The following is a 26528-nucleotide window of genomic DNA, read 5'->3' as shown; positions in this document are numbered from 1 at the left end:
CAGCAGGCTATCCGTGGGATGGCAGGGTGGGCCCGGTTGCGGGGGACGCCGTAAATCCCCAGGCCGGCCCAGCCGCTGGCGGCTGTGCGTTCGGGCGCTCGCGAAGCAGTACTTCGCAAGCAAAGCGCCCTCACCCCTGGGGGCTTGGCCGCGGCATCCATGCCGCGGACACCCGCAACCGGACCCACCCCGCCTTCGACAGATTTCTGCCGCTGTTGGTGGGTGCCGACCGTTGGTCGGCACGGAGTCGAATCGATCGGAGGGTGCCTTTGTAGAGTCGAGCCGCGCTCCATGACCTGCGGGCGCCGATGATTTGAAGGCATCGCCATGCGCGTGGAGCCGGCCGCTCGGCTCTGGAGAGGCTCCGCGCTCGACTGCTTTCTGCTCGGATCGCTCAGGCGCCGGTCGCCACCGGGCGGCTGCTGTCGCTCACCCAGCCGCTCCAGGAGTCGGCATAGATGCGCGCGCCGCTCAGTCCTGCGCTTTCCATCGCCAGCAGCAGGTGGCAGGCGGTCACGCCGGAGCCGCACATCAGCACCACCTGCTGCGGATCGCGGTTGCCGATCACGCCCTGCAATTCGGCGCGCAGTTCCTGTGCATCGCGCAGGCGGCCGTCGGCGACGTTCAACGCAAACGGGCGGTTGACCGCGCCGGGTACGTGGCCAGCGACCGGGTCCAGCGGCTCCACTTCGCCGCGGAAGCGTTCACCTGCGCGTGCGTCGACCAACCAGCCCGGTGCATGTTTCAGGCGCGCGGTGATTTCATCGGCGCTGGCGACCTGGGTGGTGTCGAAGCGGCCCGGGTAGGCAGGCAGCGCTGTCACTTCACCCTGCCCCGTCGCCAAAGGATGCCCTGCGGCCTGCCACGCGGCGATACCACCATCGAGCACAGCCACCTTGGTGTGCCCGATCAGGCGCAGCAGCCACCACAGGCGCGAGGCGGCCATGCTGCCGTCGCTGCCATCGTAGACCACCACCTGGGTGTCGAGGCCGATGCCCCACTGCCCCAGTTTCGCGGCAAAGGCATCGCTGTCGGGCAATGGATGGCGACCATGGCCGACGCGGCTGAGATCGGACAGATCACGGTTGAGATCGGCATGCACCGCAGTCGGTATGTGTCCTGCCAGGTACTGGCCGCCCGCAGCCTGCGGGTCGGCCAGCGAAGCACGCGCATCGACCACGCGCACGGCGGTACTGGCGGTGGCACGCGCGTCGACCACGCGTACGCCTTCGCCCAGTGCAGCGGCCAGGGTGTCGACATCGACCAGGGTGGTCCACGGCTGCTTGATCGGGTTCATTGCACTTGCTCCAGGCGGCGACGCAGGTTGTAGAGGATGGCCGCGGTCGCCCCCCAGATGCGCTGGCCGGGCCAGCCGTACTCAAGAACGTGGCGGATGCGGCCGCGATGATTGATTTCGACCTGGCGCAGGCTGTCAGGGGCCATCAGGTAGTCCAGCGGCACCTCGAACACTTCGGCCACTTCGCTGGGCTGCGGCACCGGCACGAACTCCGGATCGACCACCGCCACCACCGGCGTGACCCGGTAGCCGGTGATGGTGACGAAGGGATCGAGATACCCCAGCGCCTGCACCTGGCCGGGCGCCAATGCGATTTCTTCCTGGCTCTCGCGCAGCGCGGCCGCCAGCGCGTCGCGGTCATCGGGTTCGGTGCGGCCACCGGGGAATCCGACCTGGCCGCCATGTGTACGCAGGGTTTCGGTGCGACGGGTGAGGATCACCTGTGCGCCATTGGCGCGCGGCACGATGCCGGCCAGCACCGCCGCCTCCACAGGCGGCCCCGGTGGCAGCAGGTCGATCAGCTCGCTGCGGTTCCAGCCGTCGCCGGCCGGCGGTTCGGCCAAAGGATGCAACGCGCGCACCAAGCGCTCGTGGTCGGCCAGCGATCCGCGCAGGGACTGCTGCAGTTGTTGCCGCAGGGGCTGCACGCGATGCAGGATGCGGCTGCGTTCCTCGTTGCTCATCGACGACCACTGCGCGATCTCATCGATATGCCGCCCGCAGCCGGCGCATTGCCGGTGCGGATCCAGCGTGCACACTCCGATGCAGGGACTTGCGACAACACGCGCCGTTTCTTCCATTGTTTGCACCCGCCAACAGTAGCGCGATCGGGCTGAATTTGCGCGGGTGGCCCGGCCCAACGGAAGAGTCGACTGTCAGTCGACGCTCGCGCGCAGCGCAGGCGTTTCACCGCCAGGGGCTGCACAAACAGAAACGCGCCGGTGGGATCACCGGCGCGTTTCGTTTGCTGTTTCGATTTACTTGACGCTGACCAGCTTGATCTCGAACTGCACAGCCACGTTCGGCGGGAACGGGGTGCGCGGATCGGCACCGTAGGCCTGGTCCGGCGGCAGGGTGACTTCCCACTTCGAGCCTGCCGGCATCTGCAGCAGGGTCTCGCGCATGGCCTTCATTTCGACTTCGCTGACCTTGATCGACGGGATCTGCTGGGCCGGGCGGGCTTCGGTCGGGCGCTGGCCGTACGGGAACGGACCGGCCACTTCCAGCTGCACGGTGCTGGCCTGGGTCGGCTTGGCACCCTTGCCAGCTTCGATCACGCGGTACTGGACGCCGCTCGGCAGCGACTGCACGCCGGCCTTGGCCTTGTTCGCCGCGATGAACTGATCGCTCTTGGTCTTGTTTTCGGCAGCAGCCTTCTCGTACTCGGCCTTGGCAGCCTGGGCACGGCCCTGCTCGCGCTTCTGGAACGCTTCAACGGCCGGCTTCAGCTGCTCGGCGGTGATCGCCGGCTGCTTCTTGGCGTAGGCATCCTGCAGGCCCTTCACCACCGAGTTGATGTCCAGCTGCTCACCACGACCGGTCAGCTCCGCCAGGTTGTTGCCGTAGTCGTAACCGAAGTAGTAGCTCAGCTTGCCCTTTTCGGACGAGACGTCCTGGGCGAAGGCATTGCCCGTCAGGGCCAGGGCCGCGACGGCGACCGCGATAGAACGCAACTTCATCAAACAGTTCTCCAGGGGTGGTAACTCAGGGACGTTCTGCGCCGCCCTGAGGCGACGGGTTAGGATAACGGGCGTAACGTGTAACCGCTACTCACGATGCAGGCTATGACCCGCCTGCGTTTGCAGAGTTCAATATCACTTTTTTTTAACGTTTCAGGAGTTTTCCCCGTGGCCGATGCTCTGATGGCTGTCTCCGACGACGGCGCCATCCGCACCGTGACCGTCCAGCGCCCGGACAAGCTCAATGCCCTTAACGCCGCGACCCTGCAGGCCCTGGCCGATGCCTTCAGGGACGCCGCCGCCGATCCGGAGGTGCGCGTCGTGGTATTGACCGGGGCGGGCCCCAAGGCGTTCGTGGCTGGCGCCGACATCGCCGAGATGAACACACTCAGCGCGGTTCAGGGACGTGATTTCTCGCTGCTGGGCCAGGCCCTGATGCGCCAGATTGAACGGATGCCGAAGCCGGTCATCGCACGCGTGAATGGTTTCGCACTGGGCGGTGGACTGGAACTGGCGATGGCCTGCCATCTGCGCATCGCCGCAGATACCGCCAAGGTCGGCCAACCGGAAGTCAACCTCGGCCTGATCCCCGGCTTCGGCGGCAGCCAGCGCCTGCTGCGCCTGTGCGGCCGCGCCACCACCCTGGAGCTGTGCCTGCTGGGGGCGCCGATCACCGCCGCGCGTGCGCTGGAACTGGGCATCGTCAACGAAGTGGTGCCCGCCGACGCGCTGGACAATCGCGTGCAGGACATTGCCCGCCAGCTGGCACGCTCGGCCCCGCTGGCCCTGCGTGGCCTGCTCGATGCGGTGCACGTGGGCGGCGAATGCAGCCTGGACGCGGGCCTGGAGTACGAAAGCGCGCAGTTCGGGCTGCTGTTCGCCACCGAAGACATGCGCGAAGGCACCAGCGCCTTCCTGCAGCGTCGCCCACCCGCTTTCCAGAACCGCTGACGGCATGACTTCCCGACCCGATCCCGCCCAGTTGTTTGCCCAGGTCCAGGCGGACGATATCGATGGCGCGCTGCAGGCCGGGCTGATGGACTACGTCGCCCAGCCTGGTGATGACCGGCTGCTGCCCGGGCACCCGGATCTTCCGCATCGCCTCGGCCAGGCCCAGCAACAGCTGCGTCGTGCCTGGGCCGCGCGCGAACGCTACCGCGCCCGTGCGGTACGCCTGGCGCGCCGGGAGGCGGAGCGCGATGCGCGCCGCACGCCGCGCCCGGCGCCGGACGTGAAGCCCGCCCTGCCCGCCGCAGCAGCAGCCATCCTCGCCCGGGCCAAGGCCCGCGCCAGCGGCAAGGAGCAGTAATGGCGACCACGAAGAAAACCGCACGCGCCCCGGCGCGGCGTGGCGGCACGATGCCGCGCGCCGACGTGGTGGAGATGTTCACCCGCCTGCGCGAACTCAACCCGCACCCGAAGACCGAACTGGAGTACAGCTCGCCGTTCGAGCTGCTGGTGGCGGTGGCGCTGTCGGCGCAGGCCACCGACGTCGGCGTCAACAAGGCCACGCGCCGATTGTTCCCGGTCGCCAACACCCCGGCAAAGATCCTTGCGCTCGGTGAGGACGGGCTGAAGCAGTACATCTCCACCATCGGGCTGTTCAATGCCAAGGCGAAGAACGTGATTGCGACCTGCGCGATCCTGCTGGAAAAGCATGGCGGTGAAGTGCCGCGCGATCGCGATGCGCTGGAAGCACTGCCGGGCGTGGGCCGCAAGACCGCAAACGTGGTGCTCAACACCGCCTTCGGCGAGCCGGTAATGGCGGTGGACACGCACATCTTCCGCGTCGCCAACCGTACCGGCTTGGCCCCGGGAAAGAATGTGCGCGAAGTGGAAGACAAGCTGGTGAAGGTGATCCCCGCCGAGTTCCTGCTCGACGCGCATCACTGGCTGATCCTGCACGGACGTTACGTGTGCAAGGCGCGCAAGCCGGACTGCCCGGGCTGCGTGATCGCCGACCTGTGCCGGTTCAAGGACAAGACCGCGGCCGAGTGACGGCCGCATCCATGCAGGGCGTGGATCGACTGCAACCAAGGCGCAATCCGGGCGTCATACGCAAGCGGTTTCAATGGCAGGCCCGGCCGTGACGGGGCCTGCGGTGGATGTCTGCCGCGCGTGAACTGTCACATTTACGCAATCTTTACCTTCTAGCCTGCGCGCATCTTCCCACCTGCCTGCAAGGCTCCTCTCCATGAAACTGCATCACCAACTCCTGACGGTGGCCGTGGCTGCTGCGCTGTATGTGCCGGCTGCACACGCCGAAGTCGCCATCGACGTGATCGGCGGTTCGGAAATCACCTTCGAAGGCCTGGTCCAGGCCGACGGCAACTGGTTCCACAACGATGTGGTGGACCTCAACGGTGGCGACGCCGGCAACGGCAAGAACAGCGAATTCGAACTGCGTCGCGCCGAGCTGGTGCTCAAGGGCAAGGGCCCGGGCAATGTGGAGTGGGTGGTCGGCTATGACGCCAAGGCCGACAAGTTCCTCGACACCAACGTGAAGTACAAGCTGCTGGGCAACGCCAACCACTTCCTGCAGCTGGGCCAGTTCAAGCAGCCCAACAGCCTGGAAGAACTGTCCAGCACCAAGAACAACGATTTCATTTCCAAGGCAGCGGTCACCAATACCTATGCCATCGCCCGCCGCCTGGGCGGCGCGTACAGCTACGGCCAGGACAACTGGTCGGTGACCGCCAGCGCATTCGGCCGCGAGCTGACCCGCAACCTGGCCCACGGCAGCGGCTACGGCGCGCGTGGCACCTGGGCCCCGATCAATGAAAAGGGCCAGGTCCTGCACTTCGGCCTGAGCTACGTCAACTACGACGCCGACGCCGACACCCTGCGCGTGCGTGCGCGTCCGAATGCCGACCTCGCCACTGCCCGCCTGGTCGACAGCGGCAACCTGACCGACACCGACCGCGTCAGCACCATCGGTGCCGAAGCCATGTACTTCCAGGGCCCGTTCAAGGCCCAGGCCGAGTACTACACCAGCAAGGCCAAGCGCTACGACCACGACAACTACACCAGCGACGGCTACTACATCAGCGGCGTGTGGAACGTGACCGGCGAGACCTGGAGCTACAAGGGCGGCACCCCGGGCACCGGCCTGCCGAACAACCCGGCCGGCGGCCAGTGGCAGCTGGGCGTGCGCTACGACCACATGGACCTCAATGACGGCAACCTCGCCGCCAATCCGGTCGCCGGTCGCCCGCCGATCGTCGATGGCGTGCTGGGTGGCAAGATGGACATCTGGACCGTGGGCGCGAACTGGTACCTGCGTTCCAACTTCAAGCTGATGCTCAACTACGTGATGGTCGACAGCAAGAAGTACAGCTCCACGGCGCGCGGTTTCGTCAACGACGATCCCAACATCCTGGAAGCCCGCGCGCAGTTCTTCTGGTAAGTCCCGCCACCTGCATTGAACCGCGAAGGCACGGCACCGGCCGTGCCTTCGTCGTTGCATCGGCACCCGCGCTGCCCAGCCGGCGCAGCGGACGTGACATCCCTCATGACGCATGTCACGCCCGCGTCATATGACAGACGCGGGCGTGTCACGCAACCGTTATGGAATGTGCACCGAAACGTCGGGCAACCGCCCTTCGACCACCACCCCAGGAGTCTCCCCGTGATCCACGCCTTCAAGTCGCGCGCCGCTGTCGCCATCCTGGCTGCATCGTCCGTGTTCGCCGCCAACGCCGCCGATATCACCGGCGCGGGCGCATCGTTCATCTACCCGGTCATGTCCAAGTGGTCGGCCGACTACAGCGCCGCAACCGGCAACAAGGTCAACTACCAGTCCATCGGTTCCGGCGGCGGCATTGCCCAGATCAAGGCCAAAACCGTTGATTTCGGCTCCTCCGACGCGCCGCTGAAGCCGGAAGACCTGGCTGCAGCGGGCCTGGCGCAGTTCCCGTCGGTGATCGGCGGCGTGGTGCCGGTGGTCAACGTGGCCGGCATCGCGCCGGGCGCGCTGAAGCTGGACGGCGCGGTGCTGGCCAACATCTTCCTGGGCAAGATCAAGACCTGGAACGACCCGGCCATCGCCGCGCTGAACCCGGGCGTGACCCTGCCCAACGCCAAGGTCACCGTCGTGCATCGTTCGGACGGCTCGGGCACCACCTTCAACTTCGTCAATTACCTGTCCAAGGTCAGCCCGGAGTGGAAGAGCTCGGTCGGTGAAGGCACCTCGGTGCAGTGGCCGGCCGGCATCGGCGGCAAGGGCAACGAAGGTGTTGCCGCCTATGTGAAGCAGATCAAGGGCGGCATCGGCTATGTCGAACTGTCCTACGCGCTGCAGAACAAGCTCTCCTACACGGCGATGAAGAATGCCGCCGGCAAGTTCGTGCAGCCGAGCGACACCTCGTTCGCTGCCGCTGCCGCCAGTGCCGACTGGGCCAGCGCCCGCGACTTCTACCTGGTGATGACCAATGCGCCGGGCGCCGAGTCCTGGCCGATCACTGCCACCAACTTCATTCTGGTGCAGAAGACGCCGAAGAATGCTGCCAATGGCAAGGCGACCCAGGAATTCTTCCGCTGGGTCTACAAGAACGGCGATGCCCAGGCCCGCCAGCTGGACTACGTGCCGCTGCCGGACAGCCTGGTGCGCCAGATCGAGACCTACTGGTCGCAGAACCTGAAGTAAGCGCGTTCCCCCGCAGGAACGGGGGCGGCGGGTCCTCTCTCCCCCGCCGCTCCCACCCGGGCGCGAGATCCTCGAGATCTCGCGCTCTTCTTGTTCTTGGGGATGCGCCTGACTCTGTAGAGCCGAGCCACGCTCGGCTGCGCTCTGGAGCGTGCGGACCAACGGTCCGCAGCTACCGAGGGCAGGGAACAGCCGAGCGCGGGCTCGGCTCTACCTTGCACCGGCCGTCATATCAGTGCGCAGATCCGGGGTTTCCGGGCACCTGCCGGATCGGCGCCAATCCTGTGAAACCCTTGTCAGAACGTGATCCAGGGCACCTCTGTCATGGTCGTAATACGGTTGTAACAAAAACATCATTTCATAGCCGCATCCGCCGACCACGTCGGCTCTTCCCCGCTATGGAGTGACCATGAAACTGCACTCGGCCGGCCTTGCCGCCCTTTCCCTGGCCATCGCCCTGGGCCTGTCGGCCTGCGGTGGCGACAAGCAGGCCGCGCAGCAGCCGGCCACCGACGGTGCCGCTGCCCCGACCGCTGCCGGTGCCAAGGTGACCGCCGAAGTGTCCGGTGCCGGCGCGTCCTTCATCTTCCCGCTGGTCTCCAAGTGGTCGGCTGACTACAACGCCAGCACCGGCGCCAAGATCAACTACCAGTCGATCGGCTCCGGCGGCGGCATCGCCCAGATCAAGGCCGGCACCGTCGACTTCGGTTCGTCCGACAAGCCGCTGAGCAGCGAGGAGCTGGCCCAGGCCGGCCTGGCGCAGTTCCCGTCGGCCATCGGCGGCGTGGTGCCGGTGGTCAACATCGAAGGCCTGGAAGCCGGCAAGCTGCGCCTGAGCGGCGCCCTGCTGGCCGACATCTTCCTGGGCAAGGTCAAGACCTGGAACGACCCGGCCATCGTCGCCGCCAACCCGGGCGTGAAGCTGCCAGACGGCAAGATCACCCTGGTCCACCGTTCGGACGGTTCGGGCACCACCTTCAACTTCTCCAACTACCTGTCCAAGGTCAGCCCGGAGTGGAAGAGCAAGGTCGGCGAAGGCACCTCGGTGCAGTGGCCGGACGGCGTCGGTGGCAAGGGCAATGAAGGCGTCGCTTCCTATGTGAAGCAGATCAAGGGCTCGATCGGCTACGTCGAACTGGCCTACGCGCTGCAGAACGGCATGCCGTACACCGCCATGCAGAACGCGGCCGGCAACTGGGTCGAGCCGAGCGCGGAAACCTTCGCCGCCGCGGCCGCCAGCGCCGACTGGGCCAGCGCCAAGGACTTCAACCTGGTCATCACCAATGCCCCGGGCGAGCAGGCGTGGCCGATCACCGCCACCAACTTCATGCTGATGCAGAAGAAGCCGAAGGATGCCAAGCGCAACCAGGACACCCTGGCCTTCTTCAAGTGGGCCTTCGAGAACGGCCAGGCGCAGGCCAACGAGCTGCACTACGTGCCGCTGCCGGCCGAACTGGTCAAGCAGATCGAGGCCTACTGGGCAACCGACCTGAAGTGAGGGACTCGACGGTGCCCGCTCCGCGCGGGCACCGCTTGTTCCACGCCGTGCCGCCCCGCCCCTTCCTGGCCCAGCCGTCCCCATGAATGCCATCGCCCAGCCTGTAGCCGCCCCGTCCACGCGTGATGCGCGTGATGCCCGCAACGACACACTGTTCCGATGGGTGCTGGTCGGCACCGTCATCTTCGTCCTGATCGCCCTGGCCTGCGCCGCGCTGTCGATGCTGTGGGGCGGTCGCCATGCCCTGCAGATGCAGGGACTGAGCTTCTTCTTCTCCGCCGACTGGAATCCGGTCGAAAACAAGTTCGGCGCTCTGGCTCCGATCTACGGCACCCTGGTCACCGCCGTCATCGCGATGGTCATCGCCGTGCCGGTCAGCTTCGGCATCGCCTTCTTCCTCACCGAAGTCGCGCCGCGCTGGCTGCGTGGCCCGGTCGGAACCGCCATCGAACTGCTGGCCGGCATCCCTTCGATCATCTACGGCATGTGGGGCCTGTTCGTGCTGGTGCCGGTGATGACCGAGTACGTCACCCCGTTCCTCAACGAGACCCTGGGCGAATGGCCGGTGATCGGCCCGATGTTCCAGGGCCCGCCGCTGGGCATCGGCATGCTCACCGCCGGTTTCGTGCTGGCCATCATGGTCATTCCGTTCATCTCCTCGGTGATGCGCGAAGTGTTCCTGACCGTGCCGACCCGCCTGAAGGAATCGGCCTATGCGCTGGGCTCCACCAAGTGGGAAGTGAGCTGGGACATCGTCCTGCCCTACACCCGTTCGGCGGTCATCGGCGGCATCTTCCTCGGCCTGGGCCGCGCGCTGGGCGAAACGATGGCGGTGGCCTTCGTGATCGGCAACAGCGTGCGCCTGTCGCCGTCGCTGCTGGAACCGGGCACCACCATCGCTGCGCTGATCGCCAATGATTTCGGCGAAGCCACTGAGACCTACCGTTCGGCCCTGCTGCTGCTCGGCTTCGTCCTCTTCATCGTCACCTTCGTGGTGCTGGCCATCGCCCGCCTGATGCTGATGCGCCTGTCCCGCAAGGAGGGCAACTGATGTCCACCACCGCTGATTCGCTGTACCTGCGCCGACGCATCGGCAACGTCGTTGCGATCACTGCGTCCTGCGCCACCGCCCTGTTCGGCCTGTTTTTCCTGGGCTGGATCCTGTTCACCCTGGCTGCCAAGGGCCTGGCCGGCATCAACTGGGATCTGTTCACCAAGATGACGCCACCGCCGATGCAGGACGGCGGCCTCGCCAACGCCTTCTTCGGCAGTGCCGTGATGTGTGCACTGGCCATCGGCATCGGCACCCCGCTGGGCGTGCTGGCCGGCACCTGGCTGGCCGAGTATGGCAACGCCCGCAAGGCCGGCACCGTGGTCCGCTTCGTCAACGACATCCTGCTGTCGGCGCCGTCCATCGTGCTGGGCCTGTTCGTCTACACGCTGTATGTAATGCAGACCGGCGGCAATTTCTCGGCGTTCGCCGGCGCCCTGTCGCTGGCCTTCATCGTGCTGCCGGTGGTGGTGCGCACCACCGACGAGATGCTGCGCCTGGTGCCCTCGCAGATGCGCGAAGCGGCCCTGTCGCTGGGCATCCCGCAGTGGAAGGTGATCGTGCAGGTGCTGTACCGCAGTGCCTCGGCCGGCATCATCACCGGCATCCTGCTGGCGCTGGCCCGCATCTCCGGCGAGACCGCTCCGCTGCTGTTCACCGCCTTCGGCAACCAGTACTGGAACAACAACATCTTCCAGCCGATGGCTTCGGTGCCGGTGGTGATGAACCAGTTCGCCGGCAGCCCGTACGAATCCTGGCAGGTACTGGCCTGGGCCGGTGCCCTGGTGCTGACTGTCTTCGTGCTGCTGGTCAGCCTTGCCGCCCGCGGCATCCTGCTGCGCAACCGTATCTCCCATGACTGACCTTTCCGTGGACAACGCCATGAACGACCTTTCCAACGCCGTGCCGATGCAGCGCATCGCCGTGCCGTCCTCGCACGAGAGCCTGCACACGCCGTCGCCGGTGAAGCTGGCTGCGCGTGGACTGGACTTCTACTACGACAAGTTCCACGCCCTGAAGGGCATCAACCTGGAAATTCCGGAAAAGCGCGTGACCGCGCTGATCGGTCCTTCCGGTTGCGGCAAATCGACCCTGCTGCGCATCTTCAACCGCATCTACGCGCTGTACCCGAAGCTGGAAGCGCGCGGTGAAGTGCTGCTGGACGGCGAGAACATCCTGTCGCCGAAGTACCCGATGAACCGCCTGCGCAGCAAGGTCGGCATGGTGTTCCAGAAGCCGGTGCCGTTCCCGATGACCATCTTCGAGAACGTGGCCTACGGCATCCGCCACCACGAGAAGCTGAGCAAGGCCGATATGGCCGACCGCGTCGAGCAGGCACTGCGCCAGGGTGCACTGTGGGACGAAGTGAAGGACAAGCTGGGGCAGAGCGCACTGGGTCTGTCCGGTGGCCAGCAGCAGCGTCTGTGCATCGCCCGTGCCGTGGCCCTGCGCCCGTCGGTGCTGCTGCTGGACGAGCCGACCTCGGCGCTGGACCCGATCTCGACCAGCCGCATCGAGCAGCTGGTGGAAGAACTCAAGCACGAGTACACGATCGTGATCGTCACCCACAACATGCAGCAGGCCGCGCGCGTTTCCGACTACACCGCCTTCATGTACCTGGGCGACCTGATCGAGCACGACCGCACCGAAGTGATCTTCTCGCAGCCGTCGCAGCGGCAGACCGAGGACTACATCACCGGTCGCTTCGGCTGATCGACGCTGATCCTTCGCCACATGTCCCAGCCAGGCACGGCCTGGCTCCACCCGGATTTCAGACCATGAACCTTCCCAACGACCACATCGTCAAGAGCTACGACGAAGAGCAGCAGCGCCTGGTGGCCGAAATCGTGCGCATGGGCGAGATGGCCGTCGCCCAGCTCGAAGCGTCGATGGACGTGATCGAGAAGCGCGACGAGAACGCCGCCCATCGCATCATCGCCAACGACGAAGCCATTGATGCGCTGGAGCAGCAGATCAGCCATGACGTGATGCGCCTGGCCCTGCGTGGCCCGATGGCGCGCGACCTGCGCGAAATCCTCGCTGGCCTGCGCATCCCGGCCGACATCGAACGCATCGGCGACTATGCAGCGAACGTGGCCAAGCGTTCGATCGCGCTGGGCAAGGTGCCGCCGCTGCCGCAGATCCAGGGCCTGCGTGCGCTGGGCCGCCTGGCGGCGCAGCAGGTCCGTCGTGCCATTGCCGCCTACCGCGACAACGACGCCGACGCCGCACTGGAACTTCGCGAGGACGACGCCCGCCTGGACGCGCAGTACACCGCGCTGTTCCGCGAGCTGCTGACCTACATGATGGAAGACCCGCGCAACATCACCCCGTGCACGCACCTGCTGTTCATGGCCAAGAACCTGGAGCGCGTGGGCGACCACGCCACCAACATCGCCGAGAACGTATGGTTCCTGGTGCACGGGGAGCAGCCACTGCCGCCGCGTGAGAAGCGCGACGAGACCTCCAGCACCGGCCAGCCCTGACGCTGCACTGCAACACCGGAGTCGACTCCAAGGTGGCCGCTGTCCTGGTGACAGCGGCCTTCTTGTTTCTGGGCGTTCCGGCGATTCATCCACGCATGGCGTGGATCCACCGGGAACCGTGTTCCCCTTCTGTAACAAACCTCACGAAAATTTGAGGTCTTGGCGAGGATTCGTTGAGTAGGATCGCTGCACCATCGTTTCCACCGGCATCCCTGCCGGCCACCCGGGCACCCGCCCACACCACCCAGGAGCACGACCGATGAGCAGTTCCAACAAGACCCTGTCCCTGCTGACTGCTACCGCCCTGGCCGCCGGCCTTGGCATCACCGCCAATGCCTCGGCGCTGAGCATGAGCGACCTGGCCCAGGGCTATCTGGTGGCTGGCCAGGCTGCCAAGGCCAGCACCGATGCCAAGGGCGCCGAAGCCAAGACCTCCGCAGAGGCCGCCAAGCATGCCGAAGGCAAGTGTGGCGCAGATGGCAAGTCCGCCGAAGGCAAGTGCGGCGCCGACAAGGGCAAGGCTGCCGGTGCGGCAGCAGGCACCAAGGCTCAGGCCGGCGACAAGAAGGCCGCCGAAGGCAAGTGTGGCGAAGGCAAGTGCGGTGGCAAGCACTGAGGTCCGCGCCAGCATCGCCAACCTGCGGTCGCCGCTTCGTGCGGCGGCCGTCGGGTTGGGGCTGCGCCGGGCGCTGTTGCAGGAGCTGCGCGATGCACCGGCTAGCGATTTCGATTTCCTCGAATGCGCGCCGGAGAACTGGATCCATGTCGGCGGCCCCGCCGGTGACGCACTGGCCGAGCTGGCACAGCGCCATCCGCTGAGCTGCCACGGCCTGTCCCTGTCGCTGGGCGGCACTGCGCCACTGGATACGCAGCTGTTGGAGCAGGTTGGCCAGTTCCTGGAAAAACACCGCGTGCCGCTGTACAGCGAACACCTGAGCTACTGCAGCGACGACGGCCACCTGTACGACCTGCTGCCGATCCCCTTCACCGATGAAGCGGTGCGCCATACCGCCGCACGCATCGCCTGCGTGCAGGACGTGCTGGGTCGCCGCATCGCGGTGGAAAACGTGTCCTACTACCTGGCACCGGAACCGGCGATGGACGAACTGGCCTTCACCAACGCCGTGCTTGCCGAAGCCGACTGCGACCTGCTGCTGGACGTCAACAACGTCTTCGTCAACGCCTGCAACCACGGTTACGACGCCGACGCGTTCATCGCTGGCCTGCCCGCAGACCGTATCGTCTGCCTGCACGTGGCCGGGCATCTGGACGAGGCACCGGACCTGAAGATCGATACCCACGGCAGCGCGGTGATCGACCCGGTCTGGGAGCTGCTGGCACGCACCTATGCGCGCATCGGCGCTCGCCCCACCCTGCTCGAACGCGATTTCAATTTCCCGCCGTATGCCGAACTGCGCGGCGAACTGCAGACCATCCGCCGCCTGCAGGCCGTGCACGCGGAGGCGGCATATGGCTGATACCCCCGCCAAGCTGCGTGCGCAGCAGCACGCATTCACCGCCTATCTGCGAGATCCCCAGGGCGTGCCGCCACCGGGCGGGCTGGAGCCACGGCGCGTCGCGGTCTACCAGCGGCTGCTGTTCAACAACCTGCTCGGCCTGTTGAGCAACGGCTTTCCGGTCTGCGTGCGCCTGCTCGGCGTATCAGCCTGGAGCGGACTGGTGCGCCACTACTTCGCAACCCATCGCTGCCAGACGCCGCTGTTCACCGAACTGGCCGCCGAATTCGTGCAGTGGCTGCAGGCACAGCCGCAGCTGCCACACCCTGCGCTGGCCGAACTGGCCCACTACGAGTGGGTGGAAACCGCGCTGTACCAACTGGACGCCGAACCGCTGCCGGTCGTAGCGGACATCGACCCGCTGCGGGTGCCGCTGCAGCGCTCACCGCTGGCGTGGCCGCTGCTGTACCAATGGCCGGTGCACCGCCTCGGCGCCGAGGACGCACCTACCCAGTTGCCGGCCGAGCCGACCGGCCTGCTGGTGCGTCGCGAGGCCGATGGCGAGGTGCGCTTCGCCGTACTCAGCCCGCTGGCGGTGTACCTGCTGTCCAGCATTGGGGAGCAGCCCGGCCTCGATGGACATGCCTATCTGAAGCAACTGGCCGCCGCGCATGGCCTGGCCGAACAGGCGCTGGCCGAACCCGGTGCCGCGCTGCTGCAGCAGTTCCTGCGGGCCGGCGTGATCGGCCCTTTGACCGCACCTGCCTGACACCTCCCTTCCCCGCCCCGGAGATGCACCGATGAAGCTCCCGCCCCTGGCCACCGCGCGTGGCCAGCTGGACCGTCTCGCCCCCTGGTTGGCCCCGCTCGGCCTGCGGCTGCTGCTGGCCTGGGAATACTTCGAATCCGGCCGCGAGAAACTGCAAGGCCAGAACTGGTTCGCCGATCTGCAGGACGCCTTCCCGTTTCCGTTCAACCAGCTGCCCGCTGCCCTGAACTGGCAACTGGCCACCTGGTTTGAACTGCTCGGCGCAGCCTGCCTGCTGTTCGGTTTTGGTACCCGTTTTGCCGCTGCCAGCCTGCTGGTGCTGACCGTGGTGGCCACCTACGCCGTGCACTGGCCGATGCAATGGAACTCGCTGGGCGACCTCGCGATGGGGTATGCGATCAGCGACCAGGGCTACGGCAACTTCAAGCTGCCGGTGCTGTTCATGGCGATGCTGCTGCCGCTGGTCTTCACCGGCGCAGGCAGGCTGAGCGTGGATGCGTTGCTGTGGCGGTGGCATCCGTCGGGTACGACGGCACGTCCCGCGATCCGGTAGATGCCGACCTTGGTCGGCGCATCGCGTGCCAACCAAGGCTGGCACCTACCGGGTTCTGCCACGGTGGCGGGCATGGGCTGCGTGGCCGGGCGCTCAGGGTCGCTCTGCTAGAATTCACGCATGACCGACCCCATTCCCGCACCTGCCGCCGCTCCCGATTCCGCAGTATCCCAGGCGCAGCGCGCGATGTCACAACGCTTCCGCGGTTTCCTGCCGGTGGTGGTGGATGTGGAAACCGGCGGCTTCGACAGCCAGCGCAACGCGCTGCTGGAAATAGCCGCAGTGCCGATCGAGATGGACGAGAACGGCCTGCTGTACCCGGGCCAGACCGCCAGCGCCCATGTGGTGCCGGCCGAAGGCCTGGAGATCGACCCGAAGTCGCTGGAAGTGACCGGCATCATCCTCGACCATCCGTTCCGGCTGGCCAAGGAAGAAAAGGCCGCACTGGACCACATCTTCACCCCGGTGCGCGCAGCAATGAAGAAATACGGCTGCCAGCGCGCGATCCTGGTCGGCCACAACGCCCATTTCGACCTTGGCTTCGTCAACGCCGCCGTGGCCCGCACCGGTCACAAGCGCAACCCGTTCCATCCGTTCAGCGTGTTCGACACGGTCACCCTGGCCGGCATCGCCTACGGGCAGACCGTGCTGGCGCGCGCCGCCACGGCCGCCGGGCTGGGCTGGGATGCCAACGAGGCACACAGCGCGGTGTATGACACCGAACAGACCGCGCGGCTGTTCTGCACCATCGCCAACGCCTGGCCGCGGTAAGGCAGCCAACGGCGCAACCGCATCCACGCAGTGCGGACCAACGGTCCGCACCCACCACTCACCGCACGGTAGATCCAGGCCACGCCTGGATGCGATCAACCAATACTCGTACGATCGCGGCCATCGCTCTTGGCGCGGTACAGTGCGCGGTCTGCGCGCTGGTACAGCAGCGCCGGGGTGCGGTCGTCGGCATCCAGCTCCACCAGGCCCGCGCTGAAGGTCACGCGCAGGCCTTCCACACCGGCCCAGTCCGGGTGGTCATGGAACAGGCCGCGCAGGCGTGCGCACAGCTGTGCGGCCTCTTCCAGGCGGGTGTCGTTGAGCAGCAGCGCGAACTCTTCACCGCCGGTGCGCGCCGGCAGGTCCGAATCGCGGCAGGCCGCGGCGATCAAGCGCGCCACCTGCACCAGCACGGCATCGCCGATGCTGTGGCTGTGGCGGTCGTTGACGTCCTTGAAGTGGTCGATATCCAGCACCACCAGGCACAGTGGATGACCACTGCGCTGCGAACGGGCGAAGTCGCGGGCAAGGGTTTCGTCGAAGGCGCGGCGATTGGGCAGGCCGGTCAGTGCATCCTCGCGGGCCTGCCGTTCAAATGCCTCAGCCTGGCGTGCCAGGCGCTCGGCCAGTTCGGTCTTTTCCTGGTTCAACGCCTGCAGGTGCACGGTCTTGGCCTGCAGGTCGAAAGTTGCTTCGTCAACCCGACGTGCCAGGCGCAGGTTGCTGGCCTTCAACTGCTGCAGCAGCAAGCGGTACAGCGCCACCAGCCCGGTCAGCAGCACCAGTGCCCCCAGCACCTGCACGCTGCGTCGCTGCCACCAGAACGGCTCCACGGTGAAGCTCCACACCGCCTCCTGCTGGCCCCAGCTGCCACCGGGATGTGCCGCCGCCACGTGCAGGGTGTATTCGCCCGGCGGCAGGCCGACGAACTCCACGCTGCGCTGCGGGCCGCGCTCGACCCAGCCGGCATCAAGCCCATCCAACCGCGTGCGGTAACGGATCCGGTCAGACATCAGGTAGCTCAGGCCGACATAGCTGACCGCCAGGCGGCGGCCACCGGGAATGGCGTTGCGATCCGGTCCTTCCCAATGCACCGGCGCGCCATCCACCTGCACGCTCTCGATCGCGGCGGGCGGCGATGGCCGCTCGCGGAAGCGCTGCAGGCGCTGCGGATCAACCGTGCTCAGGCCACCGGCAGTCACCACCCAGAACGTGCCGTCCTGGCGCAGGATCGCCGAAGGCCCCGAGCTGCCGTTTGCCTGCGCATTGGCCATGCCGTCGATCTCGTTGTAGCGCTCCACCATCACCCGGGGTGCTCGGCCATCGGCCACCGCGTTCAGGGTAGCCATGTCGGTGCGCAGCACGCCTCGGTTGCTGCTGACCCACACGTTGCCAAGACGATCAGGCACCAGCTGGAACACCGCGTCCACCGGCATACCCTGCTCGAGCCCCACCCGCGCCAGCATCCCGTTCCGCCAGCGGTACAGGCCACGGTCGCTGCTGATCCACATCGCGTCGCCCAGCTGGTGGAAGCCGAACACGCTGCGGCCACCGCCCATCGGCGCGAGGTCGATCGACTGCACGTGGTCGCCGCGCAGCACGCGGATTCCCTCGATGGTGCCGATCCACAGGTTGCCCTGATGATCGTGCTCAAGCGCGGTGATCAGGCCGCCGGGCATGCCCGCCATGCTTGATACCTGCACACGGTCGCCGTCGATGCGGACCACGCCCTTCTGCGTGCCGGCCCAGACCACGCCCTGCGGGTCTACGCTGATCGCGCGGATGTTGCCGCCCGGCATGCCATCGGCAGCGGCGTAGTTGTGCCGCAGCCGGCCGTCGGGACCAAGACGGTAGACGCCATCGCCGAACGTGCCGACCCACAGGTCACCGTCCGGTCCCTGCGCCAGGCTGAGCACCGAAGGTGCCTTGCCACCGCGGTTGTGCAGGGGCATCGCACGGAAGCGGCCGTCGGCCGTCTGCAGATCGAGGCCGCTGGCGCTGCCCACCCAGAGCTGGCGGTCGCGGTCCTCGAACACGGTGCGCACATAGTCGCCACTGAGCCCATCGCGCTCGGTGTAACTGCTGAACAGCGTTTCGCGCAGGCGGTACAGCCCGCCGTTGGCGCCCACCCAGATGCTGCCCTCGGCGTCCTCGCGCAGGCTGACCACGCGTCCGCCCGGCAGGTTCAGGCCTGCCGGCAGCCGCTCCAGGCCATGTGCGGAGATGCGCAGCAGGCCCTGGTTCTCGGTGCCCAGCCACAGGTCACCATGGCGATCCTGCAGCATCGAGGTCATGTGCAGCTGCCCCGGCAGACGGTGCATCAGCACCAGCTGGTCATCTTCCACCCGGTACAGGCGCTCGCCGGCGACGATCCACAGCGCACCATCCGGCGCACGGTAGGGCCATGAAAGACCACTGCCGGCCCCCAGTCCCCAGGCTGCGGGCGCGCGTTTGAGCACGCCGTCGTTGTCGCGCAGCACCAGCCCGTCCAGCGTACCGACCCAGACCCGGTCCTGCGCATCGACCACCAGCTTGGTGAAACTCATCGCCATCGGAAGGTCGGCCGCCGGCGCCTGGTAGACGATGCCATTGTCCGGTGTCAGATAGCCGATGCCCTTGCCCTCGTACAGCAGCCACAGCCGGCCCTGGCTGTCCATCTGCATGGACTGTATCAACACCTGCGGCGTATCGGCCTGGTGCTCCCAGACGCGCCACTGGCCATCGCTGCCACGGTGGCTGACGTTGCCGCGCGAATCACTGATCCACAAGCCACCCTGGCGGTCGACGAACAGCGCACCGATGCCGTTGTCGCGCAGGCCCGGGCGGGTGCTGCGGTCGAACACGGTGAAATCCAGGCCGTTGTAGCGCACCAGGCCTTCCCAGGTCGCGAACCACAGGTGGCCTTCGGGGGTCTGCGCGATGTCACGCAGCGAGTTGTGCGGCAGGCCATTGCGCGAGGTCCATACATCAATGGCATAGTCGCGCAGCGGCGGCGCCCCTTCCTGCGCAGCCACCGGCAGCGCGAGGGCCAGCAGCAGGCACAGCAGGCCCTGTCGCAGCCATCGACCGATATCTGATCCGCGGCGCTCCGCCCAGCGCCGGATGTCCCCCTGTGCGGCCATCAGTGCAGCGGCGGCGGCCAGGCAGGGCTGCCGTGCCTGGCAGCGTGCGGGAACGGCCGGGCAGCGCGGAGCGGCATGCCGGCGGGAACGGGCTGGCTCATCGGGGGGGAACTGGGAAGTTGGGCAGATGATAGGCCAAAGCCGGCCCACCGCGTCACCATCGCCAGCTGCGAAGGCTCAGCCGGCGCGCCCCGGCGGCGTCACCTGGGCGCTGGCCGGCCACTGCACCACCGCCTCCAGCCCGCCTTCGGCACGGTTGCGCAGCCACAGCCGCGCCCCATCCTTCTCGGCCAGGGCGCGGGCGATGGTCAAGCCCAGCCCGGCCCCGCCGGTCTGGCGCGAACGCGAGGTTTCCACCCGCACGAAGGGATCAAACACCGCCTCCAGCTGCTCCTCGGCCAGGCCCGGGCCATCATCGGCCACCACCACGGTGATCGCACCCCCACTGCGCTCGACCCGTACCCGCGCCCGTTGCGCATACATCACCGCATTGTCCACCAGGTTGGAGAACAGGCGGTGCATGGCCAGCGGGCGCAGCATCAGCACCGCCCCGCTGCCGCCTTCGAAGACCACATCGGCGCCGCCTTCGGCGGTGTCCTCGACAATGCTCTCCAGCAGCGAATCCAGGTCCAGTGCTGCACGCTGCTCGGCACTCTCGGCACTGCGGGCCAGCTCCAGGCCCTCGCGCACCAGTGCCTGCATCGCGGCCAGATCGCCAATCAGGCGCTCACGCAGGGCCTCGTCGCTGACATTCTCCAGCCGCAGCCGCAGCCGCGTCAGCGGCGTCTGCAGATCGTGGGTGATCGCTGCCAGCATCTGCGTGCGCTCGGCCAGGTGCCGCTGCAGCCGGTGCTGCATGGCGTTGAAGGCTTCGGCGGCGCGCTGCACTTCGCGCGGCCCGCGCAGCGGCAAGGGATCGCGCTGCAGGTCGTCGCCCAGGTCTTCGGCGGCAGCGGCCAACTCCTGCAGCGGCGCGCTTGCAATGCGCGCGACGATATAGGCCAGCACCGCGATCGCCAACACCAGCAGGGTCAGGAACCACGGGTCAACGGCGAGGATGCCGTTGTGCGCTACCGCCGGCGAATCCAGCGCCAGCTTCAGCAGCGTGCCATCGGTGAGCGTTACGTCCACCGCGCGGCACTTGGGCGGAATGAACGCCGGATCACGCTCGCGCGGGTGCTTGCGATGCCCGGGCGGCGGCGGCGGCAGCAGTTCCTGCAGCTTGGGGATGCAGGAGCGGAATGAAGCGAAGTGCACGTGCGCGCGTGCGACCGGGCCTGGCCGGTCATCCAGCACTTCCATCAGAGCTGTATCGGCCCGCCCCAGGCGCGCGCCGGGTTGCAGGGCGCGGACGCTGGGCCCACCGATCTCGAGCAGGCGCTCGCGCAGTTCCGGATTGCCGTCCAGCAGGTTGACGTAACCCTGCAGGCGGTCGGCGATGCGGTTCAGGTTCTGCCGCTCGAACTCCTGCTGCCGCTTGGAGGTGGCGAGCATGGTCGCGCCGATCGCGGCCACGCTCATGCCCAGCAGCAGGATCACGAACAACCGCCCGACCATCGAGGACAGGAAATGGCGCAGGCGTTTCATCGCGGCCTATTCCAGGTTCACCGAGGAGGCCAGTACATAGCCTTCGTTGCGAACGGTCTTGATCAGCCCATCCGGGCCACCGTCGTCGCCCAGCTTGTTGCGCAGCCGGCTGACCTGCAGATCGATGGCACGGTCCTGTGCCTCGTAATTGCGCCCGCTGCTGAGCGCGACCAGCTGCTCGCGCGACAGCACTTTGTTGGCATGGGCAATGAACACCCGCAGCAGCCGGAACTCGGCGCCGGACAGCACCACCACGCGGTTGTCCGGGTCAACCAGATGGCGGTGTTCCAGGTCGAACACCCAGCGCGAGAAGCGCGCACGGCGAATCGCCAATGGCTCCAGGTTGGCCGGCAGCGCCTCGGTCCGGCGCAGCACATTGCGGATGCGCGCCAGCAGCTCGCGCGGCTCGAACGGCTTGGCCAGGTAGTCATCGGCGCCCATCTCCAGGCCCAGCACGCGGTCAATCGGCTCGGCACGAGCCGTCAGCATGATCACCGGCGTGTTCGAGCGCGCGCGCAGGTCGCGGCACAGGGTCAAGCCATCCTCACGCGGCAGGTTGAGGTCGAGCACGATCAGGTCCACGTGCTCACGGTCCAGCAGCTGGCGCATGGCGGTGCCATCAGCCGCCGTGCTCACCTGGTAGCCGGCGCGGCCGAGCTGCTCGGCCAGCAGGGTGCGGATGTCATTGTCGTCGTCGACGATCAGCAGTCGATGCATCGTGTTTTCAGTCTCCATGTCGCGATCATCCCGTGTCGGCAGCTGAACCGCATCCGGGGCAATGCGTACCAGTGTATCCACCGATGGTCGGGATACCTGTGGTTACGCCTGTTTGCCGACAGTGTTACATAGAGACATACCCCGAGGATTGAGCCGCCTGTCGCCCGGTCTTCACAATGCCCGCCAACGCCGCCCGCGCGGCCCCGAGAGTGAAGCCACGACGTGACGTTCCGCCTGCTGCCCGCGACCCGCCGGGGTCGCCTGATACTGGTCGCCCTGCTTGCCCTTGCCGTCGTTGCAGCCGCCTGGTGGCTGCTGCGCAAGCCGGCCGTCCCGGCGGTGGCGACCGCGCCCGTCAGCCGTGGTGACATCGAGCAGACAGTGGAGGCCACCGGTGTGATCGACGCCTACAAGCTGGTCAGCGTCGGCGCCCAGGCCTCGGGCCAGATCAAGTCGCTGAAGGTACAGCTGGGCGACACCGTGAAGGAAGGCGACCTGATCGCCGAGATCGATGCCACCACCCAGCAGAACCAGGTGCTCAACGCGCAGGCCTCGCTGGACCAGGTCACCGCGCAGCGCGCCGTGCAGCAGGCCACCCTGCGCCAGGCCGAACTGGAATTCGCGCGGCAGCAGCAGATGCTGGCTGCCGAAGCCACCTCGCGCCAGGAATATGATGCCGCCGAGGCGCAGTTGAAGACCGCCCGTGCCCAGCTGCAGTCCTACGAGGCGCAGATCAAGGGCCGCGAAACAGAACTGGGCACCGCCCGCGCCAACCTGGCCTACACCCGCATCACCGCGCCGATGGACGGCACCGTGGTGGCGGTGGTGGCGGAGGAAGGCCGCACCGTGAACGCCAACCAGACCGCACCGACCATCGTGATGCTGGCGCGGCTGGACGTGGTCACCGTCAATGCCGAGATCTCCGAGGCCGACGTGGTCAAGATCAAGCCCGGCATGCCGGTGTACTTCACCACGCTGGGTGACCCGGACCGCAAGTACCACGCCACGCTGCGCCAGATCAATCCGGCGCCGGCCTCGATCGCCAACGAAAGCTCCTCCAGCTCCAGCAGTTCGTCCAGTTCCAGTTCCAGCAGCGCGGTCTACTACAACGCGCTGTTCGACGTGGAGAATCCGGACGGCACGTTGCGCATCGACATGACCGCGCAGGTCTCGGTACTGCTCAAGCAGGCCAAGGGCGTGCTGATGGTGCCGGCGGTGGCGCTGGGGCCGAAGCGCCGTGGCGACGAGCGCATGGTGCGGGTGCTGGACGACAAGGGCCAGCCGCAGCCGCGCAAGGTCACGGTGGGCATCAACAATGGCGCCTCCGCCGAGATCCTGTCCGGGTTGAAGGAAGGCGAGCGCGTGGTGGTCGGCGAAGCCAGCGCCGCCGGTGCCGGTGCCGGTGGCGGGAACCGAGGCGGCATGCAGATGCGGGTCGGCGGCCCGGGCATGGGGCCGCGCCGATGAGCACGACGGCGCCGCTGCTGCGCCTGCGCGACCTGCGACGCGAGTTCCCGGCCGGTGATGATGTGATCGCCGTGCTGCGCGACGTCAATCTCGACATCCATGCTGGCGAGATGGTGGCCATCGTCGGCCAGTCCGGCTCGGGCAAGTCGACACTGATGAACATCCTCGGCTGCCTCGACCGCCCCACCCGCGGCAGCTACCAGGTGGCCGGCCGCGAGACCGGAAAGATGGCGCCGGACGAACTGGCCGAGCTGCGCCGCGAACATTTCGGTTTCATCTTCCAGCGCTACCACCTGCTCGGCGACCTCGACGCGCGCGGCAATGTGGAAGTGCCGGCGGTGTACGCCGGCAGCCCGGGCGCAGTGCGCAATGCGCGTGCCGAGCAGCTGCTGCAACGCCTGGGCCTGGGCGACCGCATGCATCACAAGCCCGGCCAGCTGTCAGGTGGCCAGCAGCAGCGCGTGTCGATCGCACGCGCGCTGATGAACGGCGGCGAGGTGATCCTGGCCGACGAACCCACAGGCGCGCTCGATACGAAATCCGGTGAGGAAGTGATGGCGATCCTCGGCGAACTGCATGCCGAAGGCCACACCATCATCATCGTCACCCACGACATGAGCGTGGCCCAGCACGCACAGCGCATCATCGAGATCCGCGATGGCGAGATCATCGCCGACCGCGCCAACCCGAATGCGCCGGCCTACCGTGCGCAGCGCGAAGCCAGTACCGGGGCCGCCCACGGCAACAGCTGGCGGGCGGCCCGAGACCGCTTCACCGAAGCGTTCCGCATGGCGCTGCTGGCGATGAACGCCCATCGGCTGCGGACCTTCCTGACCATGCTCGGCATCATCATCGGCATCGCCTCGGTAGTGTCGGTGGTGGCGCTGGGCAACGGCTCGCAGCAGCAGATCCTGCAGAACATCAGCGCGCTCGGCACCAACACCATCGACGTCTATCCCGGCCGTGGTTTCGGCGACATGCGCTCGGCCCGGGTGCAGACGCTCAAGGCCAGCGATGCCGATGCACTGGCAAAGCAGAGCTACGTGGACAGCGCCACCCCCAGCGTATCGACCTCGGTCACCGCGCGTTATCGCAACCAGTCGTCGACCGCCCAGGTCAGCGGCGTCGGCGAGCAGTTCTTCCGGGTCAAGGGCGTGACTCTGCTCAGCGGCAGCTTCTTCGATGCCGATGCAGTCAAGGGCCTGGGCCAGGTGGCGGTGATCGACGAGAACACCCAGGCCCAGTTCTTCCCCGATGTCGACCCGGTCGGACAGGTGATCCTGCTCGGCAACGTGCCGGCACGCGTGGTCGGCGTGGCCAAGCGCCAGAGTTTCGGCTTCGGTGGCAGTACCAGCCTCAGCGTGTGGGTGCCGTACACCACGGTGATGTCGCGCATGCTCGGCCAGAGCCACGTCTCCAGCATCACCGTACGCGTGGACGACGACACACCGATGGATGCGGCGCAGGAAGCAATCACCCGCCTGCTGACCCTGCGCCATGGCACCGAGGACTTCTTCCTCAGCAACAGCGCGGAGATCCGCCAGACCATCGAGCAGACCACGCGCACGATGACCCTGCTGATCGGTGCCATCGCCGCCATCGCACTGCTGGTCGGTGGCATCGGCGTGATGAACATCATGCTGGTGTCGGTGACCGAGCGCACCCGTGAGATCGGGGTGCGCATGGCGGTGGGTGCACGGCAGAGTGATATCCGCCAGCAGTTCCTGATCGAGGCGGTGCTGGTGTGCCTGCTCGGCGGCGTGCTCGGCATCGGCCTGGCGCTGCTGCTGGGCTCGATGATCGGCCGCTTCGCCAGCGATTTCCAGGTGCTGTTCTCCACCGCCTCGATCGTTGCCGCGTTCGCCTGCTCGACCTTGATCGGCGTGGCGTTCGGCTTCCTGCCCGCACGCAACGCCGCGCAACTCGATCCGGTGGAGGCCCTGGCCCGCGAATGAAGAAGATGATCCGACTGCCCTTCCCCGCTCCCCGGCACCTGCTGCCGGCCGGTGCGGTTGTACTCGCCCTGTCCGGCTGCGCCTCCGTCGGCCGCTATCCGGTGCATGACCCGGCCGTGGCGGCGCAGTATGGGCGTGGCGATGCCACCCTCAATGCACCGGCCGACGGCCCGCGCAGCAGCCTGGATACACCCGGCCGCGACATCCGGCAGGACACCTGGTGGACCGGCTTCGGCGATGAACGCCTCGACCGTCTGGTGGCGCAGGCGCTGGCCGCCAACAGCGATCTGGCCGCCGCCGGCCTGGCCGTGCAGCGTTCACGCCTGCAGGCCGGCCTGGCCAGCAATGCGCTGTGGCCGCAGCCTTCGTCATCGGGCGTCAGCGGCAGTGCCAGCCGCGCCACCGACCAGGCCGATGACTGGCGCCGCAGCTATTCCACCGGCGTCTCGCTGGGCTGGGAAGTGGACCTGTGGGGGCGCCTGCGCACCCAGCGCGACATCGCCCGCTGGGAAGCCGAAGCCAGCGAGGAAGACCGGCAGAACACCGCGCTGCTGGTGATCGGCGACACCATCATCCAGTACTGGAACCTGGCCTATCTCAACCAGTCCATCGCCACCGGCCAGGCCAACCTGGAGCGGTTGGAACGTACCCGCGAACTGGTGCAGGCCCGCTTCGACGCCGGCGCGGTATCGCGCCTGGAAGTGCGCCAGGCGCTGCAGAACCTGCAGTCGCAGCGCTCGGCGCAGAGCGCGCTGGAACAGCAGCGGGTGGAAGTGCGCAATGCACTGACCGTACTGCTGGATGGCACGCCCTGGCCGCAGCAGGACGAACCGCAGGACCTGCTGGGCGCACGCAGCCCGGACATCGTCGAGGGGTTGCCGGCCGACTTGCTGGGCCGCCGTCCCGACCTGCGCGCGGCCGAGCTGCGCCTGCGCAACAGCCTGAAGACGATCAAGGTCACGGCAACCCAGTATTACCCGGCGTTGAGCCTGACCGGCAGCATCGGTTCCAGCGCCACCTCGCTAGGCAATGTGCTGCGCAATCCGGTGGCCACGCTGGGCGCGGGCCTGTCACTGCCGTTCCTCAACCTGCAGCGCGCGCAGCTGGATACCGACATCGCCGGCACCGCCTACCAGATCGCCGCGGCCAACTTCCGCAAGACGCTGTACACCGCGCTCTCGGAAGTGGACAACGCGCTGTCGGCACGCGAGCAGCTGGCGCGGCAGGTGGCGGCCTCGCAGGCGTCGTATGACGAAGCGGTGGAAGTGGAACGCGCGCAGGAAGTGCGTTACCGCGTGGGCGCGACCGACCTGCGCACCTGGCTGGAAGCGCAGCAGACCCGGCGCGATGCCGAGCTGTCACTGGCGCGCGCGCGGCAGGGCCAGCTGAACAACGATGTGACCCTGTTCAAGGCGCTGGGCGGCAGCGCGGGGTAGCGGCTACTGTGGAGCCGAGCCCATGCTCGGCTGCTTCC

24 protein-coding genes are annotated in these 26528 nt (G+C 67.2%); 18 read left to right on the top strand and 6 right to left on the bottom strand.

The window, feature by feature from the left end; genetic code table 11:
• Positions 1-394: 394 nt before the first annotated feature.
• From R5H29_RS17225 to R5H29_RS17215, 3 genes are all read right to left on the bottom strand, one after another.
• Entirely contained in the window at positions 395-1297 is a 903-nt protein-coding gene (locus tag R5H29_RS17225) for a sulfurtransferase (RefSeq protein WP_329847248.1), read from the bottom strand.
• A complete protein-coding gene (locus tag R5H29_RS17220) occupies positions 1294-2097 on the bottom strand; it encodes a CoA pyrophosphatase (RefSeq protein ID WP_332329532.1) in 804 nt (267 codons plus the stop codon). Before R5H29_RS17220 ends, R5H29_RS17225 begins: the two co-directional genes overlap by 4 nt.
• Before the next feature lie 177 nt (positions 2098-2274).
• Positions 2275-2976 carry an FKBP-type peptidyl-prolyl cis-trans isomerase N-terminal domain-containing protein gene (locus R5H29_RS17215; protein WP_005408797.1) on the bottom strand — a complete coding sequence of 234 codons (702 nt, stop codon included), beginning with the start codon at positions 2974-2976 and terminating at the stop codon, positions 2275-2277.
• Between the two features lie 183 nt (positions 2977-3159).
• Between R5H29_RS17215 and R5H29_RS17210 the strand changes: the two genes are divergently transcribed.
• The 15 genes from R5H29_RS17210 to rnt all read left to right on the top strand — a co-directional run bounded on the left by R5H29_RS17210 (position 3160) and on the right by rnt (position 16206).
• Complete coding sequence (locus tag R5H29_RS17210) at positions 3160-3927, top strand: enoyl-CoA hydratase/isomerase family protein (protein WP_407073552.1); 768 nt, start codon at positions 3160-3162, stop codon at positions 3925-3927.
• Between the two features lie 4 nt (positions 3928-3931).
• Entirely contained in the window at positions 3932-4285 is a 354-nt protein-coding gene (locus R5H29_RS17205; RefSeq protein WP_111097778.1) for a hypothetical protein, read from the top strand.
• Positions 4285-4974 (top strand): endonuclease III, encoded by a 690-nt coding sequence (gene nth, locus R5H29_RS17200; protein ID WP_021204114.1) that lies wholly within the window; start codon positions 4285-4287, stop codon positions 4972-4974. Before R5H29_RS17205 ends, nth begins: the two co-directional genes overlap by 1 nt.
• A gap of 196 nt (positions 4975-5170) precedes the next feature.
• Positions 5171-6382 carry an OprO/OprP family phosphate-selective porin gene (locus R5H29_RS17195; RefSeq protein ID WP_049411264.1) on the top strand — a complete coding sequence of 404 codons (1212 nt, stop codon included), beginning with the start codon at positions 5171-5173 and terminating at the stop codon, positions 6380-6382.
• Between the two features lie 222 nt (positions 6383-6604).
• Complete coding sequence (pstS, locus tag R5H29_RS17190) at positions 6605-7621, top strand: phosphate ABC transporter substrate-binding protein PstS (protein WP_019659077.1); 1017 nt, start codon at positions 6605-6607, stop codon at positions 7619-7621.
• A gap of 409 nt (positions 7622-8030) precedes the next feature.
• Entirely contained in the window at positions 8031-9119 is a 1089-nt protein-coding gene (gene pstS / locus R5H29_RS17185; RefSeq protein WP_332329530.1) for a phosphate ABC transporter substrate-binding protein PstS, read from the top strand.
• Between the two features lie 82 nt (positions 9120-9201).
• Entirely contained in the window at positions 9202-10170 is a 969-nt protein-coding gene (pstC, locus tag R5H29_RS17180; RefSeq protein WP_019659079.1) for a phosphate ABC transporter permease subunit PstC, read from the top strand.
• Positions 10170-11033, top strand: a complete 864-nt coding sequence (gene pstA, locus R5H29_RS17175) for a phosphate ABC transporter permease PstA (RefSeq protein WP_005415894.1) — start codon at positions 10170-10172, stop codon at positions 11031-11033. Before pstC ends, pstA begins: the two co-directional genes overlap by 1 nt.
• Positions 11034-11052: 19 nt before the next feature.
• Positions 11053-11883 (top strand): phosphate ABC transporter ATP-binding protein PstB, encoded by an 831-nt coding sequence (gene pstB / locus R5H29_RS17170; RefSeq protein ID WP_005408788.1) that lies wholly within the window; start codon positions 11053-11055, stop codon positions 11881-11883.
• A 65-nt stretch (positions 11884-11948) separates the two neighbouring features.
• Positions 11949-12656 carry a phosphate signaling complex protein PhoU gene (phoU, locus tag R5H29_RS17165; protein ID WP_005408787.1) on the top strand — a complete coding sequence of 236 codons (708 nt, stop codon included), beginning with the start codon at positions 11949-11951 and terminating at the stop codon, positions 12654-12656.
• 259 nt (positions 12657-12915) lie between these two features.
• Positions 12916-13272 carry a hypothetical protein gene (locus tag R5H29_RS17160; RefSeq protein WP_111102049.1) on the top strand — a complete coding sequence of 119 codons (357 nt, stop codon included), beginning with the start codon at positions 12916-12918 and terminating at the stop codon, positions 13270-13272.
• On the top strand, positions 13259-14134 hold the full coding sequence (locus R5H29_RS17155) for a DUF692 domain-containing protein (RefSeq protein ID WP_134729475.1): 876 nt from the start codon (positions 13259-13261) through the stop codon (positions 14132-14134). The genes R5H29_RS17160 and R5H29_RS17155 overlap by 14 nt, the downstream gene beginning before the upstream one ends.
• The gene (locus R5H29_RS17150; protein WP_332329529.1) at positions 14127-14882 is read left to right on the top strand and encodes a putative DNA-binding domain-containing protein; all 756 of its coding nucleotides are present in this window, start codon (positions 14127-14129) and stop codon (positions 14880-14882) included. The genes R5H29_RS17155 and R5H29_RS17150 overlap by 8 nt, the downstream gene beginning before the upstream one ends.
• Before the next feature lie 31 nt (positions 14883-14913).
• Positions 14914-15435, top strand: coding sequence for a DoxX family protein (locus R5H29_RS17145; RefSeq protein ID WP_227854349.1), 522 nt, complete (start codon positions 14914-14916; stop codon positions 15433-15435).
• A 186-nt stretch (positions 15436-15621) separates the two neighbouring features.
• On the top strand, positions 15622-16206 hold the full coding sequence (gene rnt, locus R5H29_RS17140) for a ribonuclease T (protein WP_005408782.1): 585 nt from the start codon (positions 15622-15624) through the stop codon (positions 16204-16206).
• A gap of 95 nt (positions 16207-16301) precedes the next feature.
• Here rnt and R5H29_RS17135 read toward each other — a convergent pair whose 3' ends face one another.
• The 3 genes from R5H29_RS17135 to R5H29_RS17125 form a co-directional block, all read right to left on the bottom strand.
• Positions 16302-19328 carry a ligand-binding sensor domain-containing diguanylate cyclase gene (locus R5H29_RS17135; protein ID WP_021204121.1) on the bottom strand — a complete coding sequence of 1009 codons (3027 nt, stop codon included), beginning with the start codon at positions 19326-19328 and terminating at the stop codon, positions 16302-16304.
• A gap of 177 nt (positions 19329-19505) precedes the next feature.
• Complete coding sequence (locus tag R5H29_RS17130) at positions 19506-20915, bottom strand: ATP-binding protein (RefSeq protein ID WP_021204122.1); 1410 nt, start codon at positions 20913-20915, stop codon at positions 19506-19508.
• Between the two features lie 6 nt (positions 20916-20921).
• Complete coding sequence (locus R5H29_RS17125; RefSeq protein WP_019659087.1) at positions 20922-21650, bottom strand: response regulator; 729 nt, start codon at positions 21648-21650, stop codon at positions 20922-20924.
• Between the two features lie 204 nt (positions 21651-21854).
• Between R5H29_RS17125 and R5H29_RS17120 the strand changes: the two genes are divergently transcribed.
• From R5H29_RS17120 to R5H29_RS17110, 3 genes are read left to right on the top strand one after another with little or no spacing between them, the layout of a single operon-like run.
• Positions 21855-23099 (top strand): efflux RND transporter periplasmic adaptor subunit, encoded by a 1245-nt coding sequence (locus tag R5H29_RS17120; protein ID WP_111102053.1) that lies wholly within the window; start codon positions 21855-21857, stop codon positions 23097-23099.
• A complete protein-coding gene (locus tag R5H29_RS17115; protein WP_058979460.1) occupies positions 23096-25054 on the top strand; it encodes a MacB family efflux pump subunit in 1959 nt (652 codons plus the stop codon). Before R5H29_RS17120 ends, R5H29_RS17115 begins: the two co-directional genes overlap by 4 nt.
• Entirely contained in the window at positions 25051-26490 is a 1440-nt protein-coding gene (locus tag R5H29_RS17110; RefSeq protein WP_332329528.1) for an efflux transporter outer membrane subunit, read from the top strand. The genes R5H29_RS17115 and R5H29_RS17110 overlap by 4 nt, the downstream gene beginning before the upstream one ends.
• Positions 26491-26528: the final 38 nt, after the last annotated feature.

This window comes from Stenotrophomonas sp. A3_2 (assembly GCF_036624925.1).
Classification (GTDB): Bacteria; Pseudomonadota; Gammaproteobacteria; order Xanthomonadales; family Xanthomonadaceae; genus Stenotrophomonas; species Stenotrophomonas hibiscicola.
Note: the sequence above shows the minus strand (reverse complement) of the source record. Positions and strands in the feature narration are given on the sequence as shown.